Consider the following 17,318-nt stretch of genomic DNA (forward strand, 5'->3'; position numbering starts at 1 on the left):
CGCGGATTCAGGTCGCGTCGGCGCCCGGCGCGGGAGCGGCGGCGACGGGCTGAGCCTCATCGACGACCGGCGCCACGTCGACGCCGACCCGCAGCGTCGACTTCTTCGCCTTCGACCAGATGATGCCGCGCACGGGAGACACGTCGCCGTAGTCACGACCCCACGCGACCGTGATGTAGCGGTCGTCGATCCACGTGTCGTTGGTCGGGTCGATGTGCAGCCACTGATCAGATGCCGGCACCCACACCGCGAGCCACGCGTGCGAGGCATCCGCCCCCACCACGCGCTCCTTGCCCGGCGGCGGCTGGGTCGCGAGATAGCCGCTCACGTAGCGGGCGGCGACTCCGTGACTGCGCAGGCAGGCGAGGGCGACGTGCGCGAAGTCCTGACACACACCGGCCCTCTTGCGCATCGCGTCGGCGACGGTGCTCGTGACGGTGGTCGCCTTGGTGTCGTAGTCGAAGTCGCGGTGGATGCGGTGCATGAGGTCGGTGACGGCCTCACCGAGCGGGCGCCCCGGCGCGAGCGACTCCGCGCCGTAGGCGGCGGCATCCGGAACATGCGCGACCCGCGGCGACTCGAGCGCGAACTCGACGGCGGCCCACGTGTCGCGCGCGGTCGCGCCTTCGAGCGGACGCGCCGACTCCCACGGCTGTGCGAGCGCCGACTCGTCGTATCGGGGCGGCTCGACCTCGACCTCGCTGAGGGCGTCGATGACGAGGTTGGTGTGCGGCTCGGTGACGTGGAAGTAGGTCGCGGAGTTGCCGAAGTAGTCGGTGTCGGGGGCGAGGTCGCCGGGCACGGGAGACACGGTCACACCGTGAGACGTCAGTCGCTGCCAGGGCAGCTCGCGCGGGCGCAGGTGATAGGTGCCGACGCTGTTGCGCACCGGCTTGTCGTACGTATAGGTCGTACGGTGGCTCAGGCGGTACTTCACGAGCGGCTCATCTCTTCGATGAGCGACAGCGACGACATCTCCAGCGACGGCGGACCACCCTGGAAGTGCTGCTGCTCGATCGCGTCGGACACCCGCGCGAGCTGCCTGCGCGTCTCGGCGAGGAACGCGGTGAGGGCGGGGCGCTCGCCCCCGGATGCCGCAGCCACAGCCGCCACGTCGAGTCCGTCGATCGTCTCGGCGAGCTCGTGCAGCAGCCGCTCGGGCCGGGTCGCACCGGTCGAGTCGGGCATCGCCGCCAGCGACGCGCGCAGGCGTTCGACCGAGAAGGCGAGCGATCGAGGGTTGTCGCCGTCTTTGATCAGGAGCTCGAGGATGCTGCGCACCCGGCCATAGCCGCGGTAGCGGCGGCGATGGGTGACCAGGCTCTCGGCGGCGAGCAGCACGCCGTCAAGCACGTCGCGGTCGACCCGCGAGTCGCGGCGCGAGGTCGTCGTGGCCGACAGCAGCGCGCACAGCTGCTGGCAGCGCTCGAGGTAGCGGCCTGCCTCGATCATGTGCCAGCCGGTGTCGCGGATCATGTTCGCCGTGACGCCGTGCAGCGAGAGCACACCGGTGAGTATGCGCTCGGCGGAATCCGCGATCTGCGGCGAGTGCGTCGACTCGCGCAGCGCCGCCTTCGCCCGATCGGCATAGCTGAAGACACGCCACGTGTCGCCGGAGAGCTGGTCGCGCACGCCCTCGAGCGCGGCGCGCATTCCGGCGAGCGCATGCGCGGCCGACCCCGATCGCCGCTCGTCGAGCAGCAGCGACCGCAGCTCGGCGTCGGGGTCGAGCCAGCGCGTTCCGGCGAGGCGGTGCAGCACGTCGAGCAGCACGTCACCCGACGCCGACTTCTGGTCGCGCGCGAGGTCGAACCGGGTATGGGTGGCGACGATGAGCCGCAGCGCATCCTCGGCGCGCTCGGCGTAGCGCCCCGCCCAGTACATGTCGGCGAGCGCGCGCGGTGCCAGCGGCGGGATCGACGGGATCATCGTCATCGGAGCGTCGGCGGGCAGACCCTGATCGGCCTCGGCCGCATCCGACTTCAGCACCCACACGTCTTTGGTCAGCGGGGCGCCCGCGTCGTCACGCGCGGTCGCAAGCCCACCGGCGAGGGTGCGGTAGGCCTGTCCGTGATGCAGCGCGAAGGCGCGCAGCACCAAGGTGCGCGACTCGGCGGCATCCGTCGGCCCCCACACCGGCGCCTGCGACAGGGCGATGCGCTCGACACCGACGTAGCGGTAGGGATGCGCCGCGATGAGTGCTCCGATCTCGTCGACGCCGCCCGTCACGGCGGTGCCGTCGAGGGTGCGCACGATGATCGACTCGGGGTCGTCGCGCAGCCGCGCGACCACCTCGTCGGCATCCACCCCGCACCACCATGCCGGCGCGGCCGGCAGCCGCAGCTGCTCGCCGAGCAGCCGCTCGCAGGCGGCCGGCAGGAACGGCAGCAGCGCCGGGTTCTCGAGCACGCCCGCACCCAGCCCGTTGACGACCCGCACCCGCCGCCGCCGCACCGCCTCGACGAGGCCCGCGACGCCCAATTGCGAATCGCCCCGCAGCTCGAGCGGATCGCACCACGCCGAGTCGACGCGGCGCAGGATCACATCGACTCGATCGACCGGCTTCGACCGCGGCCAGCGCGGCGGCTTGATCCACACGTCGCCGTCGCTGACGACCAGGTCACTGCCCTGCACGAGCGGAAAGCCGAGCATGTTCGCCAGGAAGGCCTGGTCGTAGGCCGTCTCGGAATGCGTGCCCGGCGAGAGCACCACCACGCGCGGATCGGGGTCGTCGACGGCCGCGTTCTGCAGCAGCGCGTCGCGGAACGCCGCGAAGTACGGCTCGAGCCGATGGATCTCGGCCTCCTGATATAGCTCGGGCAGCAGCCGCGATACGACGAGGCGGTTCTGCATCGCATAGCCCAGGCCCGACGGCGCCTGCACCCGGTCGGCCAGCACGCGCCACTCGCCCTCGGCGTCGCGGCCGAGGTCGGTGGCGGTCATGAGCAGCGGATGCGTCGATCCGGCGCTCGCCCGCGCGATCGGCCGGATGAACCCCGGGTGCGCCACGATCGCCGCCGCCGGGATCACACCGTCGGCCAGCAGCCGCTGATCGGAGTAGACGTCGGCCATGATCGCGTTGAGCAGCTCGGCGCGCTGCGCGAGACCGACCTGCAGCGACTCCCACGTCGCCGAATCGAGCACCAGGGGGAACGGATCGAGCCGCCACGGCCGCGCGCCGTCCTCGCGGTGCGTGTAGGTGACACCGTCATCGGCGAGCGCTGCCGAGATCTCGGCATCCACCCGCGCCATCTCGGCCGCGGTCATGCCGACCGTCGCCGCCGCGAGGGCCTTCCAGGCCGGGCGCAGTGAGCCCTCGGGTGCGATCACCTCGTCGAAACGCGGCATCCCCGTCGAATCGGCGTCCGACAGGGGGATCAGGGGAGACTGCGACAGCGCCGCCGCGTAGTCGTGGAGCACGCTCACCGCGGGGGCACTCTCCTGAGGTCGAGCGTGTGCGGGTAGTCGGTCGTCGCGGCACGGCGGCCGGCGAGCCGCATCGCCGCGACGTCGAGTCGGCCCGGCGTATGACCGTGGGCGGTGAACCGGCTCGCGCGGCGGGCCTCTGCCTCATTGGCGTTGACGGGCGGATGCTCGTACGCCCGGCCGCCCGGATGCACAACGTGATACGTCGCGCCGCCCAGGCTCGCCTCGGACTCGGCGTCGACCACGTCGAACACCAGCGGCGCGTGCACCTCGATCGACGGATGCAGCGCCGACCACGGCTGCCATGCGCGGTAGCGCACGCCGGCGTAGTACTCGCCGAGGTGTCCTGTCGGGGTCATGGGCACAGGTACACCCTGACATGTCACGAGGTGCCGGTCGGGGTCGACGCCCCGCACGCGCACCTGCACGCGCTCCACCGACGAGTCGACGTAGCGCGCCGTTCCGCCCGCCGTCGCCTCTTCGCCGAGTACGTGCCACGGCTCGATCGCCTGTCGCAGTTCGAGCTCGATGCCGCCGCCCGCCTCGAGCCGCGTGACGCCGATTCGGGGGAAGCGGAACTCGGTGAACGGGTCGAGCCAGGTCTCTTCGAAGGCGATGCCGTGGGCGCGAAGGTCGGCGACGACGGCATTGATGTCGGCGGTCGCCCCCTGCGGCAGCAGGAAGTCCTCGTGCAGACGTGTGCCCCACCGCACGAGCGGCGCCGTGTAGGGCTTCTCCCAGAACATCGCGACGAGGCTGCGCACCAGCAGCGCCTGCACCAGCGCGAGCTGCGGATGCGGCGGCATCTCGAAGCCGCGCAGTTCGAGCAGGCCGAGCCGGCCGCGGCTCGAGTCGGGGCTGTACAGCTTGTCGATGCAGAACTCGGCTCGGTGCGTGTTGCCGGTGAGGTCGGTCAGCAGGTGCCGCAGCGCCCGGTCGACGAGCCAGGGCAGGGCTTCGGCGTCGGGCTGGTCGGCGACCGTCGCGAGGCGACGCACTTCGGCGAGCGCGATCTCCATCTCGTAGACGGCCTCGGGTCGGCCCTCGTCGAAGCGCGGCGCCTGGCTGGTCGGCCCGATGAACCGGCCCGAGAAGAGATACGAGAGGCTCGGATGCCGCTGCCAGTAGGCGACCATGCTCGCGAGCAGATCCGGCCGGCGCAGCAGGGGAGAGTCGATGGGCTGCGCGCCGCCGAGGGTGAGGTGGTTGCCGCCGCCGGTGCCGGTGTGCAGGCCGTCGAGGTCGAACTTCTCGGTCGCGAGCCGGCTCTGCCGCGCCTGCTCGTACAGGTCGAGGGTGAGGTCACGCTGATCGGCCCACGATGAGGTCGGCTGCACGTTGACTTCGATGACGCCGGGGTCGGGTGTGACGACCAGCTGGGTGAGACGCGCGTCGGGGGGTGGGCCGTACCCCTCGAGCACGAGCCGGGTGCCATGCTCGGCCGCCGCGGTCTCGATGACCGCGAGCAGACTCGCGTAGGCCTCGAGCGTCGTGGTCGGCGGCAGGAAGACGAACACATGACCGTCGCGCGCCTCGACGGTGAGCGCGGTGCGCTCGGCGCCGTCCGGATCGACGACCGCGACCGGAGGGATGCCCGCGACCAGCGGCGGACCCGCCTCGAGGTACGACGGCTCGCCCGGATGCTCGGGGTCGGTCCACGCCACCGCATCGAGCGGCAGTCGCAGTCCGACGGCGCTGGTGCCCGACAGCAGCACCAGCCGACCCCGCCGGAACCGCCAGGCGGGGCTCGTCCAGTCGTCACCGGTCGTCAGCGGCAGCACCCATCCGGTGGGCGTGGCCTCGGCGGCATCCAGCGCGGCGACGTCCGCGGCATCGGACGGGTCTGCGTCGGGACGAGGTCCGGCCGGGCGGCGCACCTCGGCGGCGAGGCGGGCGAGCGGATCTTCGTACGCGCCGAGCAGCTGCCCGTCGGGCAGCCCCAGCACCCGCGTGATCCCGCGCGCGAGCGCCTCGGCGGCGGATGCGGCATCCGGGTCGGGGTCGTCGTTCCACGGATCGGCGAACAGGGCGGGGTCGTTCCACAGCGGCACGGCGTCCGACCGCCACTGCAACGCGATGTTCCACCGCGGCAGCGGCTCGCCGGGGTACCACTTGCCGTCGCCGCGGTGCACGACGCCGCCGAGCGCGTACGCCGCCCGCAACCGCTCGGCCAGATCGGCCGCGAGCGCGCGCTTGTGCTCGCCGTCGGCGTCGGTGTTCCACTCGGGGGCGGTGGCGTCGTCGAGGGCGACGAACGTCGGCTCACCGCCCATCGTCAGGCGCACGTCGCCGCGGCGCAGCCGCTCGTCGACGGCTTCGCCCAGCGCGTCGATGCGCTCCCACTGCGCCTCGGTGAACGGCTTGGTGGTGCGCGGGTCCTCATGCACCCGCCGCACCTCGTTGCGGAAGTCGAACTCGACGTCGACGCGGCCGGTCGCCCCCTCGATGGGCGCCGCGGTGCTGGGATGCGGCGTCGCCGACAGCGGAATGTGCCCCTCACCGGCGAACAGGGCGCTGGTGGCATCCATCCCCACCCACCCGGCTCCGGGGATGTACACCTCGGCCCACGCGTGCAGGTCGGTGAAGTCGGCCGTGGGGCCGCTCGGTCCGTCGAGGGAGGCCTGATCGGCGGCGAGCTGCACGAGGTAGCCCGACACGAAGCGCGCGGCCAGCCCGTAGCGGCGCAGCAGGCTGACGAGCAGCCACGCCGAGTCGCGACACGACCCGATCGCGCGGGTCAGGGTCTCGTCGGGCGACTGCACGCCCGGCTCCATGCGCACGTCGTACGCGACGGCGCCGTGCACGGCGCGGTTGAGGTCGGCGAGGAACGTCACCGTCGGCACGCCGTCGGCCGGCAGCGGCGGCAGGCCCTGCATCCAGTCGTAGGCGGCCTCGCTGTCGTCGACCGGCGCCCGGTACGGCGCGAGGTCGGCGGCGAGCTCGGGACGGTACTGGAACGGGAACCGCTCGGCGTACTCCTCGATGAAGAAGTCGAACGGGTTGATCACCATGAGGTCGGCGACCAGTCCCACCGTCACCTCGAGGTGGCTGACCTTCTCGGGGAAGACGACGCGCGCCACCCAGTTGCCGAAGGGGTCCTGCTGCCAGTTGATGAAGTGGTTCTTCGGGCTGATCTGCAGCGAGTACGCCTCGATGGGCGTGCGCGTGTGCGGCGCGGGCCTGAGTCGGATCAGGTGCGGATGCACCGTGACCGGGTGTGCGAAGCGATACCCCGTGTAGTGCTCGAGTGCGACCTTGACCGACATGGGTCAACACTCTCGCACTTCTGTTGCCGCGTGGTTACGGTTTCGACTCGGCTGCGGCATCCGTCGTCGTCGCGGGTGGACCATCCTTCTGTCGGGATCTTCGAGCACCAGGGTGTCAAGACCGGGCGCTGTCGGCCCCGGCCGTGTGCCCAACTCCTGAGAAAACCGGTCGAAAGCATGCAAGACGGCCTACGACCCGGCCGCCGTCGCAGTTTCTCAGGAGTTGGGCCCGGGTCAGCGGGCTGACAGCAGGCGGCCCGACGGCCTCCGGTCGAAGCGCGACGCCTCCCCGGCGTCGCCCTCGGTCGCGTCGTAGACGAGCGCGCCGCGCACCCAGGTGCGGCGGATGCGGCCGGTGAGCACCCGGTGGTCGTAGGCGCTGATCGGGTTGCGGTGCAGCAGCCGCCGCGCATCGATCGGGTAGCGCTCGTCGGGCGCGAACACGGTCAGATGTGCGGGCGCCCCCGGTTCGATCGCACCGACACCGGTCAGCCCGGCCACCGCCGCAGGCCCCGTCGTGTACAGGGGCAGGATCGTCTCGAGCGGGATCCCGCGAGCGTGCGCCTCGGTCCATACGGCCGACAGTCCCACCTGCAGGCTCGCGATGCCGCCCCACGCCAGCCCGAAGTCGCCGCCGTGCGCGCGCTTGAGGTCGACCGTCGACGGGGAGTGGTCGCTCACGATCGCATCGATGGTGCCGTCCACGACGCCCTCCCACAGCAGGTCGCGGTTGCCGGCATCCCGGATCGGCGGGCAGCACTTGAACTCGCCGGCGCCGTCGGGGATCTCCTCGGCCGTGATCACCAGATAGTGCGGGCAGGTCTCGACCGTGATCGGCAGGCCCCCGGCCTTCGCCGCGCGGATCGCGGGCAGTGAGCCGGCGTCGCTGAGGTGCAGGATGTGGGCCCGCGCTCCGGTGCGGCGTGCGGCGTCGATCACCGCGTCGATGGCGGATGCCTCACTGGCGGGCGGCCGCGAAGCGAGGAACGCGTCGTAGTCGCGACCGAGTGCACCGTTGTCGTGCAGCAGCGCCGGATCCTCGGCGTGCACGATGAGCCGCGAGCCGATCGCGGCGATCTCGGCCATCGCGGCGCGCAGCTGGTCGCCGGTGAGATGCCCGAACTCATCCACGCCCGACGGGGCGAGGAAGCACTTGAATCCGTAGACCCCCGCGTCGTGCACAGGGCGCAGCATCCCGAGGTTCTCGGGCACGGCGCCACCCCAGAAGCCCACGTCGATGAACGCGGATGCCGCAGCCGCTGCGCGCTTGACCTCCAGGGCCTCGACGGTGGTCGTGGGAGGGATCGAGTTGAGCGGCATGTCGACGATCGTCGTCACCCCGCCCGCCGCGGCCGCGAGGGTGGCGGAGCGGAAGCCCTCCCATTCGGTGCGTCCCGGCTCGTTGACGTGCACGTGGGAGTCGACCAGGCCCGGCAGCAGCACGGCGTCACCGGGAACGACGACCGCCCCGCGAGGTCCGCCGCGCGGCGCGGTGTCGACCGCGACGATGACGCCGTCTTCGACCCACACCTCCGCAGGGCGGAACGCGCCGTCGATCCAGGCGCGTCCTGCGCGGATGGTGAGACGATCGCTCGACGCCATGACGGAAGGCTATTGCGGTCGAGCGCCCCGGGGGGTTTCCCGCCCGTTACAGGAGTGCGTCGTCACCGATCGACGACCCCCGTCGCCGACGTCGCCCATCGGCGCTACCCTGCCGAGGGTGGACACCGACTCCCTGCGGAACACCCCCTTGCTGCAGCGCATCCGCCGCTCGGTGATCGGCGACGACCAGGTCGTCCCCGGCCCGTACGGCCCGCGTCGTGTGACGTACGCCGACTACACGGCATCCGGCCGCGCCCTGAGCTTCATCGAGGACTTCATCCACGACGAGGTGCTGCCGCGCTACGCCAACACCCACACCGAGTCCAGCGGCACGGGCCTGCAGACCACCCGGCTGCGTGAAGACGCCCGCGAGGTCATCCACCGCGCCGTCGGCGGCGACGACGACGTCGTGGTCATCTTCGCCGGCGCCGGCGCGACGGGGGCGATCGCGAAGCTCGTCGGGATGCTGGGGCTGCGCATCCCGTCGCCCCTCGAGGACCGCTATCACCTCAGCGCCCTGATCCCGGCCGATGAGCGCCCCGTGGTCTTCATCGGACCGTTCGAGCACCACTCCAACGAACTGCCGTGGCGCGAGTCCATCGCCGACGTCGTCACGATCCCGCAAGACGCCGACGGGCACATCGACGTCTCGGTGCTCGAAGCCGAGCTCGCCCGCCATGCGATGCGACCCCTCAAGATCGGATCGTTCTCGGCGGCGAGCAACGTCACCGGCATCGTCAGCGACACCGCGCGCATCTCGGCGTTGCTGCACGCGCACGGCGCGCTGTCGTTCTGGGACTTCGCCGCCGCCGCCCCCTACGTCGACATCGACATGTACCAGGGTGCGCCGGCCGAGGCCCTGGCATCGGGCACGTACAAGGATGCGGTGTTCATCAGCCCGCACAAGTTCATCGGCGGCCCCGGCACGCCGGGCGTGCTGGTCATCCGCCGCGAGCTGGCGAGCAACCGTGTGCCCGACGTGCCCGGCGGCGGCACCGTCGCCTACGTGAACCCGACCGAGCACCGCTACCTCGACGACGTCGCCCACCGCGAGGAGGGCGGCACGCCCGCGATCGTCGAGGCGATCCGCGCCGGCGTCGTCTTCGGCCTGAAGGAGGCGGTGGGGGTCGAGACGATCCGCACCCTCGAAGACGACCTGCTCGCCCGCGCCGTCGCCGCCTGGGCCGATGAGCCCGCGATCGAGGTGCTCGGCAACCTCGACGCCGAGCGGCTGTCGATCGTCTCGTTCGTCGTGCGCACACCGTCGGGGCGGTTCCTGCACCACAATTTCGTCGTGTCGCTGCTCAACGACCTGTTCGGCATCCAGTCGCGCGGCGGATGCTCGTGCGCCGGCCCGTACGGCCACCACCTGCTGGGTATCGACGTCGACCGCTCGGCCGAGTACGACCGCGAGATCTCGCGCGGATGCGAGGGCATCAAGCCCGGGTGGGTGCGCATCAACTTCAACTACTTCATCTCGCCCGCCGTGTTCGACTATCTCGTCGAGGCGGTCAAGATGGTCGCCCGCGACGGCTGGCGCATGCTGCCCGACTACACGTTCGACCCCGCGACCGGGCTGTGGCACCACCGCCGCGCCTCAGCCGAGCCGCCGCTGCGCCTGCGCCAGGTGGGCTTCGACGACGAGGGCCGCCTGACGTTCCCGCACCACGACGAGCGCGCCCCCGAATCGGCGCTGACGGGCTACCTCGCCGAGGCAGAAGCGCTGTTCGCGGTCGCGGCGACCGACGTCGGCCACGAAGCGACCCGCATGCCCGGCGTTTCGGACGACTTCGAGCACCTGCGCTGGTTCGACCTGCCCGCGGTGTGCCTGACGCCCTAGGCGCGCGGCCGCCGTCCGCGCGTCAGACGGTGAAGACCGTGTGCACGCCGGGCACGAGCGCGCGCCCGCCGAGGGCCCCCAGTTCGATCAGCACCGCGGTGCCCGCGATCTCCCCGCCGAGTGCGCCGACCAGCTCGCAGGCGGCCGCGAGGGTGCCGCCGGTGGCGAGCACGTCGTCGACCAGCAGAACGCGCGTGCCGTCGGTGATGTCGTCGTGCGCCTCGATCTCGGCGCGGCCGTACTCGAGGTCGTAGGCGACGGATGCCGCAGGCCGCGGCAGCTTGCCGGCCTTGCGGATCGGCACGAGCCCGGTGCCGGTCATCGCGGCGATCGTGCCGGCCAGCAGGAACCCGCGCGCCTCGACGCCGGCCACGACGTCGAACCGCCCGAGATACGGCTCGGCGAGCGCCGTCGTCACCGCGCGCAGCGCCGCGGCATCCGCCAGCAGGGGTGTGATGTCACGGAAGAGGATGCCAGGCTCGGGGTAGTCGGGGATCTCTCGGATGAGCCCCTCGGCGCGCTGGAGTTCGGGCGTGTCCACGCGCCTACCCTAGGCCCCGCCCTCACACCGAGCGGACGAGGATGCACGCTCGCCACGGCGTGTCGCGTGCATCCTCGTCCGCTCGACCCCAGGGGGGTGGTGAGGACGGCCTAGGGTGGGGGACGAGCACGGGGAGGCAGCACGATGGCGGATCCGATCGGGCCCGACGAGTACGTCGAGGCGGTCGAGGCCCTGTCAGCCGCCTTCGCCGACGAGGCAGCCGCGACCGATCCGGATGCGCCGATCTCGTCACAGCTGTGGCCGACCGCCGGCGAACTCGTCGATCATCTCGGCCAGATCCAACGTTGGGCCGCGCAGGTCGTCGACACGGGCGCATCCACCGATCGGGCGTCGTTCGCCCGTCCGACCGGCGTCGACCGGGTGAGGTGGTACCGGCAGTCCGCAGAGAGGCTGACCGATGCGCTGCGGGCCGCCGACCCCGCCCGCGAGTGCTGGACGCTGCTGGGCGCCGGCGCGGCCGGCTTCTGGCGGCGCCGCATGACCCACGAGGCCCGCAAGCACGTGTGGGACCTGCGATCGGCGGCGACCCCACGGCCCCCGCTGCCCGACGAGGGCGGAGCCGCGATGCAGGCCGACGCCGTCGATGAGCTGTTCGGCGTGTTCCTCGCCCGCACCCTGCGCGCCGGCATGATCGCGCCGCTGCCGGGCACCCTGGTGCTGCAGTCGACGGACTCCGACGATGCCTGGCTGATCTCGCCGCACTGGGAGGTGTCTCGAGGTCACGACGACAGGGCCACCGTTGTGCGGGGCGCCCTCGGCGACGTCGTCCTGTTCGCGTGGGAGCGGATGCCTCTCGCCGAGGCATCCGGCCGTCTCGAGGTCGTCGGCGATCCCGTCGTGGCCGAGTCCTTCCTGACCTCCCATGTGCACCCCTGACCTCTGCGGACTTGATGCGGGATGCAAGCGCTTGCACTAGGCTGACCTGATGCCGCACCCCACCCCCACCTCGCAGCTGAGCCCGACCCGACCCGGGGCCGAGTGGTGGCGCACCGCCGTCATCTACCAGATCTATCCGCGCTCGTTCGCCGACGCCTCGGGTGACGGGATCGGCGACCTGCCCGGCATCACCTCGCACCTCGGCGCGCTGGTCGACCTCGGCGTCGACGCCATCTGGCTGAGCCCGTTCCAGCGCTCGCCCCAGAAGGATGCCGGCTACGACGTCGCCGACTACTGCGACGTCGACCCGCTGTTCGGCACCCTCGACGACTTCGACGACATGCTCGCCGCGGCCCACGCCGGCGGCATCCGGGTGATCATCGACCTCGTGCCCAACCACTCCTCCGACCAGCACGCCTGGTTCCAGCAGGCTCTCGCGTCCGAGCCCGGCAGCGCCGAGCGGGCCCGCTACATCTTCCGCGACGGCAAAGGGCCCGACGGCGCCGAACCGCCCAACAACTGGGAGTCCGTCTTCGGCGGCCCGGCCTGGACCCGCATCACCGAGGCAGACGGCCGGCCGGGGCAGTGGTACCTGCACCTGTTCGACTCGTCGCAGCCCGACTTCGACTGGTCGAACCCGGTCGTGCACGAGGAATTCGTGCGCATCCTGCGGTTCTGGCTCGACCGCGGGGTCGACGGCTTCCGCGTCGACGTCGCCCATGGCCTGGTCAAGGCCGAGGGGCTGCCCGACTACCATCCGCCGGCGGACGCCGACTCGATGGGCGGCGAAGAAGAGAACGTGCCCTATTGGGGTCGGCCGGGGGTGCACGAGATCTACCGCGAGTGGAACCGGGTGCTCGCCGAGTACGACGGCGATCGCGCCCTCGTCGCCGAGGCGTGGCGTCCGACCGAGGACGAGACCGCCCTGTGGGTGCGCGCCGACGAGATGCAGCAGGCGTTCAACTTCCCCTACCTGCTCACCGGTTGGGATGCCGACGAGCTGCGCGAGGTCATCACCGAGTCGTTGCGCGCGTTCGGCGCCGTCGGCGCGCCCAGCACGTGGGTGCTGTCGAACCACGACGTCATCCGCCACGCGACGCGCTACGCGCTGACGGCGCCGATCCCGCAGGGGCACGGGCTGGGTCCGCGGTCGCCGGCGAAGCCGCTCGCCGAACTCGGCCTGCGCCGCGCGCGCGCCGCGACCACCCTCATGCTGGGCCTGCCCGGCTCGGCCTACGTCTACCAGGGCGAAGAGCTGGGGCTGCCCGAGGTCGTCGAGCTCGACGACGATGTGCGGCAGGATCCGACGTGGTTCCGCACCGGCGGAGAGCGGTACGGCCGTGACGGATGCCGCGTGCCGATCCCCTGGCGCTCCGACGCCCCCGCGTACGGATTCAGCCCGACGGGCGCGTCGTGGCTGCCGCAGCCTGCCGTGTGGGGCGAGCTCGCCCGCGACGCGCAGGACGGCGATCCGGCATCGACCCTCTCGCTGTACCGCACGCTCCTGGCCACGCGGCACGCGCACGCACTGGGCTCCGGCGAGCTGGAGTGGCTCGACATCGCCGACGACACCGTCGCGTTCCGCAACGGGGATGTCTTCGTCGTGGCGAACACCGGCTCCACGCCCGTGCGCGTTCCCGACGGTGAAGTGCTGGTGAGCAGCGCCGATGTCGTCGACGGCGTGCTCCCCGCCGACGCCGCCTGCTGGATCGCGGCGGCGTAGGAAGCGCCATGGCGGGCATCGACGACGTCGCCGAGCGCGCGGGGGTCTCCACCGCGACCGTCTCGCGCGCGCTCAGCGGCCGCGGGCCGGTCGCCGAGGCCACCCGCGCGCGGGTGGAGGAAGCCGCGCGCAGTCTCGGATACGTGGTCTCGTCGACCGCGTCGGGTCTCGCATCGGGCCGCACCCGCAACATCGGCGTGCTGCTGCCCTACCTCGACCGGTGGTTCTTCTCGACCGTGCTCGGCGGCATCGCCGACACGCTGCTCGACGACGGCTACGACATCGCGCTCTACAACCTCACCGACGACCGCCGCCATCGGGGCGAGATCTTCGAGACATCGCTGCGGCGCGGACGGGTCGACGGCGTGATCGCGATCTCGATCGAGCTCGACGCCGATGAGCGCCGGCGCCTGAGCGAGCTGAACCGCCCCGTCGTGGCGATCGGCGGCCCCACCCCCGGTGTCGCAACGCTCTCGGTCGACGACGTCGCCGTCGGACGCCTCGCGACCGAGCACCTGCTCGAGCTCGGCCACACCCGCATCGCCCACCTCGGCGCAGACACCCGCTTCGACAGCGACTTCCACGTCCCCGCCCAGCGTCGCGCCGGGTTCGACGCCGCACTCGAGGCCGCCGGCATCCCGGCAGACGCGGCACCGTTCGACGCCGCCGACTTCACCGTCAAGGGCGGCCACGACGCCGCCACCCGCCTGCTCGGCGCCGACGACGCCCCGACGGCGATCTTCGCGGCATCCGACGAGATGGCCATCGGTGCGATGCTCGCCGCGCGCGAGCTCGGCCTGCGCGTGCCCGAGGACGTGTCGGTGATCGGGGTCGACGGGCATGAGCTGGGTGAGTTCTTCCAGCTGACGACAGTCGCTCAGTTCCCGCGCGAGCAAGGCGCGCGCGCCGCAGCCGCGATCCTCGCCGCGATCGAGGGGGAGCCGCCGCACGCCGAGCCGCTCGAACACCGGCTGGTCGACCGCGGCTCGACAGCGCCGCCTCCGCAGTAGCGCCGACGCCGAACTAGGCTCGTCGCCATGACCCTCGACCTCGAAGCCCTCTACACCGACCTGCACCGGCATCCCGAACTGTCGTTCCAGGAGACCCGCACGGCCGGGGTGATCACCGCCACGCTGGAGCGTCTGGGCATCGAGTACGAAGAGGGCGTCGGCAAGACCGGTGTGGTCGCGGTGGTGCGCAACCCCGGCCCCGACGGCGACGGTCCCGTCATCTGGCTGCGCGCCGACACCGACGCACTGCCCGTCGAAGAGCGCACCGGGCTCGAGTACGCGAGCACCGCCCGCGGCACCGACCCCACCGGCACCGACGTGCCCGTCATGCACGCGTGCGGCCATGACATGCACGTGTCCGCGATGCTCGGGGCGCTCGAACGCCTCGTCGCCACCCGCGACGAGTGGACGGGCACCGTGGTCGTCGTGTTCCAGCCCGCCGAAGAGTACGGTGCGGGAGCGCAGGCGATGATCGCCGACGGTGTGCTCGACCGCTACCCGACGCCCGACGTCGTGCTCGGCCAGCACGTCACCCCGTTGCCGGCGGGCACGATCGGGGTGCGCAGCGGCACGCAGATGGCGGCTTCCGACGGGCTGCGCGTCACCCTCTACGGCCGCGGGGGGCACGGCTCGCGCCCCCACGCCACGATCGACCCGATCGTCATGGCGGCGGCGACCGTCATGCGGCTGCAGACGATCGTCTCGCGCGAGACCGACCCGCGCAACGTCGCCGTCGTCACCGTCGGCTCGATCCACGCCGGGCTGAAGAACAACATCATCCCCGCCGAGGCCGTACTCGAACTCAGCCTGCGCTACCCCGACGACGAGGCCCGCGAGCGCGTGCTCGAGCAGGTCGAGCGGATCGTGCGGGCCGAGGCCGCAGCATCCGGCGCCGAACAGCCGCCGACCATCGTGACCGACCACACCCTGCCGCCGACCATCAACGACGTCGAGGCGACCGACAGGCTGCGCGTCGCGTTCGACCGCCACTTCGGCGACGGCACCGTCGTCGACCCCGGCATGTTCACCGGCAGCGAGGACGTCTCGTGGTTCGCCCGCGAGTCGGGCGCCCCGCTCGTCTACTGGTTCTGGGGCGGCGTCGACCCGCAGAAGTACGCGGATGCCGCGGCCGCCGGCACCATCGAGCGCGACATCCCGACGAACCACTCGCCGTTCTTCGCCCCGGTGCTTCAGCCCACACTCTCCAACGGCGTCGAGAACATCGTCGTGGCCGCCCGGGAGTTCTTGGGCGCGCGTAGCCTGGAAGTGTGAGTTCCACCACGCCCGACCTCGATCTCGCGGCGATCCGCCAGGACTTCCCGCTGCTGGCCGACCGCCCCGACGGCACGAGGGCGATCTACCTCGACTCCGCGGCCACCAGCCAGAGGCCGCGCGCGGTCATCGACGCCGAGGTCGACTTCCTGCGCACGGCGAACGCCGCCGTGCACCGCGGCGCCCACACCCTCGCCGCCGAGGCCACCGAGTTCTTCGAAGACGCCCGCGCGACGGTCGCCGGCTTCGTCGGAGCCGACCCCGACCAGCTGGTCTGGACGTCGGGCGCCACCGCGGGCCTGAACTTGGTCGCGTATGCGATCGGCAACGCGACCGCCGGCCGCGGACTGCCCGCGAGCGCGCGCTTCGCGCTGCAGCCGGGCGACGAGCTGGTCGTCACCGAGACCGAGCACCACGCGAACCTGCTGCCGTGGCAGGAGCTCGCGGCCCGCACCGGTGCCGTGCTGCGCCACATCGCCGTCCACGACGACGGCACGCTCGACCTCGAGTCGGCGGCATCCGTGATCGGGCCGCGCACGCGGGTCGTCGCGTTCCCGCACGTGTCGAACGTGCTGGGGATCGTCAACCCGGTCGTCGCGCTGGTCGAGATGGCGCGGGACGCCGAAGCGCTCACGGTGCTCGACGCGTGCCAGTCCGCGCCGCACCTGCCGCTCGACCTGCCCACTCTCGACGTCGACCTCGCGGTGTTCTCAGGGCACAAGATGCTCGGCCCGTACGCGATCGGCGGCCTCTATGGTCGCGCCGACGTGCTCGCAGACCTGCCACCGTTCCTGGTGGGCGGCTCGATGATCACCCGCGTGGGCCTCGGGGAGTCGGAGTACCTGCCGCCGCCGCAGCGGTTCGAGGCGGGCACGCAGCCGGTGTCGCAGGCGATCGGTCTGGCCGCCGCTGTGCGCTATCTCGACGGCATCGGCATGGGTGCCGTCCACGCTCACGAAGTGCGGCTCGAACGTCGCATGCGCGAGGGGCTGCGGTCGCTCCCCGGCATCCGACTGCTCGGCGACGCCGAGGGCGCCGACCGCGTCGCTTTGTGCGCGTTCGAGGTCGAGGGTGTGCACGCGCACGACGCCGGACAGTTCCTCGATGCCCGGGGCATCTCGGTGCGGGTCGGGCACCACTGCGCGCAGCCTCTGCACCGCCGGTTCGGGATGACCGCCACGGTGCGGGCGAGCGCCGCCGTGTACAACACCGACGACGAGATCGACGAGCTGCTGAACGCCGTCTCGGGAATCCGCGGGTTCTTCGGAGCGGGCGCATGAGCCTCGAGTCGCTCTACCAGGAGCTCATCCTCGACCACTCCAAGGCCCGCGACGGCTACGGGCTCGCCGACGACGAGGCGCCCACGGCAACCTCGCACCAGCACAATCCGGTGTGCGGCGACGACATCACCCTGCGCGTGCGGCTCTCCGCGGACGGCGGCGCGGTGCGGGATGTCACGTGGGAGGGCAGCGGATGCTCGATCTCGCAGGCGTCCGCCTCGATGCTCACCGGTCTCGTCGACGGAATGCCGCGGGCCGAGGCATCCGCTCTCATCGACGGCTTCCGCACGGCGCTGCGCTCGCGCGGCACGGTGCCCCTCGACGAGGAGACTTTCGGCGATGCGGCCGCGCTGTCGGGGGTCTCGAAGTACACAGCTCGGGTGAAGTGCGCCATGCTCGCGTGGGTCGCACTGGAAGACGCCCTCGCGCGGGCGTAGCAGCCGCCCGCGCGAGCACGCGCG

Annotated in this window: 12 protein-coding genes; 7 read left to right on the plus strand and 5 right to left on the minus strand. The window is 71.9% G+C overall.

Translation table 11 applies throughout. From position 1 onward, the window contains the following. Positions 1-7 precede the first annotated feature (7 nt). The 4 genes from ABD663_RS10175 to allB form a co-directional block, all read right to left on the minus strand. On the minus strand, positions 8-937 hold the full coding sequence (locus ABD663_RS10175) for a transglutaminase family protein (protein ID WP_344738115.1): 930 nt from the start codon (positions 935-937) through the stop codon (positions 8-10). Then, positions 934-3,426 (minus strand): circularly permuted type 2 ATP-grasp protein, encoded by a 2,493-nt coding sequence (locus tag ABD663_RS10180; protein WP_344738117.1) that lies wholly within the window; start codon positions 3,424-3,426, stop codon positions 934-936. The genes ABD663_RS10175 and ABD663_RS10180 overlap by 4 nt, the downstream gene beginning before the upstream one ends. Continuing rightward, complete coding sequence (locus ABD663_RS10185) at positions 3,423-6,692, minus strand: transglutaminase family protein (protein ID WP_344738119.1); 3,270 nt, start codon at positions 6,690-6,692, stop codon at positions 3,423-3,425. The genes ABD663_RS10180 and ABD663_RS10185 overlap by 4 nt, the downstream gene beginning before the upstream one ends. 234 nt (positions 6,693-6,926) lie before the next feature. Beyond that, positions 6,927-8,294 carry an allantoinase AllB gene (allB, locus tag ABD663_RS10190; RefSeq protein WP_344738121.1) on the minus strand — a complete coding sequence of 456 codons (1,368 nt, stop codon included), beginning with the start codon at positions 8,292-8,294 and terminating at the stop codon, positions 6,927-6,929. 118 nt (positions 8,295-8,412) lie between these two features. Between allB and ABD663_RS10195 the strand changes: the two genes are divergently transcribed. Then, positions 8,413-10,134 carry an aminotransferase class V-fold PLP-dependent enzyme gene (locus tag ABD663_RS10195; protein WP_344738123.1) on the plus strand — a complete coding sequence of 574 codons (1,722 nt, stop codon included), beginning with the start codon at positions 8,413-8,415 and terminating at the stop codon, positions 10,132-10,134. Positions 10,135-10,156: 22 nt separating this feature from the next. Here ABD663_RS10195 and ABD663_RS10200 read toward each other — a convergent pair whose 3' ends face one another. Then, on the minus strand, positions 10,157-10,675 hold the full coding sequence (locus ABD663_RS10200) for an adenine phosphoribosyltransferase (RefSeq protein WP_344738125.1): 519 nt from the start codon (positions 10,673-10,675) through the stop codon (positions 10,157-10,159). Between the two features lie 144 nt (positions 10,676-10,819). Between ABD663_RS10200 and ABD663_RS10205 the strand changes: the two genes are divergently transcribed. The 6 genes from ABD663_RS10205 to sufU are packed head-to-tail and all read left to right on the plus strand — an operon-like array spanning position 10,820 to position 17,294. After that, the gene (locus ABD663_RS10205) at positions 10,820-11,572 is read left to right on the plus strand and encodes a maleylpyruvate isomerase N-terminal domain-containing protein (RefSeq protein WP_344738127.1); all 753 of its coding nucleotides are present in this window, start codon (positions 10,820-10,822) and stop codon (positions 11,570-11,572) included. Positions 11,573-11,621: 49 nt separating this feature from the next. Next, positions 11,622-13,295 carry a glycoside hydrolase family 13 protein gene (locus ABD663_RS10210; RefSeq protein ID WP_344738130.1) on the plus strand — a complete coding sequence of 558 codons (1,674 nt, stop codon included), beginning with the start codon at positions 11,622-11,624 and terminating at the stop codon, positions 13,293-13,295. Positions 13,296-13,303: 8 nt separating this feature from the next. After that, positions 13,304-14,305 carry a LacI family DNA-binding transcriptional regulator gene (locus tag ABD663_RS10215; protein WP_344738133.1) on the plus strand — a complete coding sequence of 334 codons (1,002 nt, stop codon included), beginning with the start codon at positions 13,304-13,306 and terminating at the stop codon, positions 14,303-14,305. A gap of 27 nt (positions 14,306-14,332) precedes the next feature. Next, entirely contained in the window at positions 14,333-15,577 is a 1,245-nt protein-coding gene (locus ABD663_RS10220) for an amidohydrolase (protein ID WP_344738135.1), read from the plus strand. Beyond that, positions 15,574-16,857 carry an aminotransferase class V-fold PLP-dependent enzyme gene (locus tag ABD663_RS10225; protein WP_344738137.1) on the plus strand — a complete coding sequence of 428 codons (1,284 nt, stop codon included), beginning with the start codon at positions 15,574-15,576 and terminating at the stop codon, positions 16,855-16,857. Before ABD663_RS10220 ends, ABD663_RS10225 begins: the two co-directional genes overlap by 4 nt. Next, positions 16,854-17,294: a Fe-S cluster assembly sulfur transfer protein SufU gene (gene sufU / locus ABD663_RS10230; RefSeq protein ID WP_344738139.1), complete on the plus strand. Its 441-nt coding sequence runs from the start codon at positions 16,854-16,856 to the stop codon at positions 17,292-17,294. The genes ABD663_RS10225 and sufU overlap by 4 nt, the downstream gene beginning before the upstream one ends. Positions 17,295-17,318: the final 24 nt, after the last annotated feature.

Source organism: Microbacterium awajiense (assembly GCF_039536545.1).
In the GTDB taxonomy this organism is placed as follows: Bacteria; Actinomycetota; Actinomycetes; order Actinomycetales; family Microbacteriaceae; genus Microbacterium; species Microbacterium awajiense.

Coding starts and splice junctions, on each gene's coding strand:
- allB (WP_344738121.1), bottom strand. CDS start 8,294: ATGGCGTCGAGCGATCGTCTCACCATCCGCGCAGGACGCGCCTGGATC.
- ABD663_RS10215 (WP_344738133.1), top strand. CDS start 13,304: ATGGCGGGCATCGACGACGTCGCCGAGCGCGCGGGGGTCTCCACCGCG.
- ABD663_RS10210 (WP_344738130.1), top strand. CDS start 11,622: ATGCCGCACCCCACCCCCACCTCGCAGCTGAGCCCGACCCGACCCGGG.
- ABD663_RS10185 (WP_344738119.1), bottom strand. CDS start 6,692: ATGTCGGTCAAGGTCGCACTCGAGCACTACACGGGGTATCGCTTCGCA.
- ABD663_RS10220 (WP_344738135.1), top strand. CDS start 14,333: ATGACCCTCGACCTCGAAGCCCTCTACACCGACCTGCACCGGCATCCC.
- ABD663_RS10205 (WP_344738127.1), top strand. CDS start 10,820: ATGGCGGATCCGATCGGGCCCGACGAGTACGTCGAGGCGGTCGAGGCC.
- sufU (WP_344738139.1), top strand. CDS start 16,854: ATGAGCCTCGAGTCGCTCTACCAGGAGCTCATCCTCGACCACTCCAAG.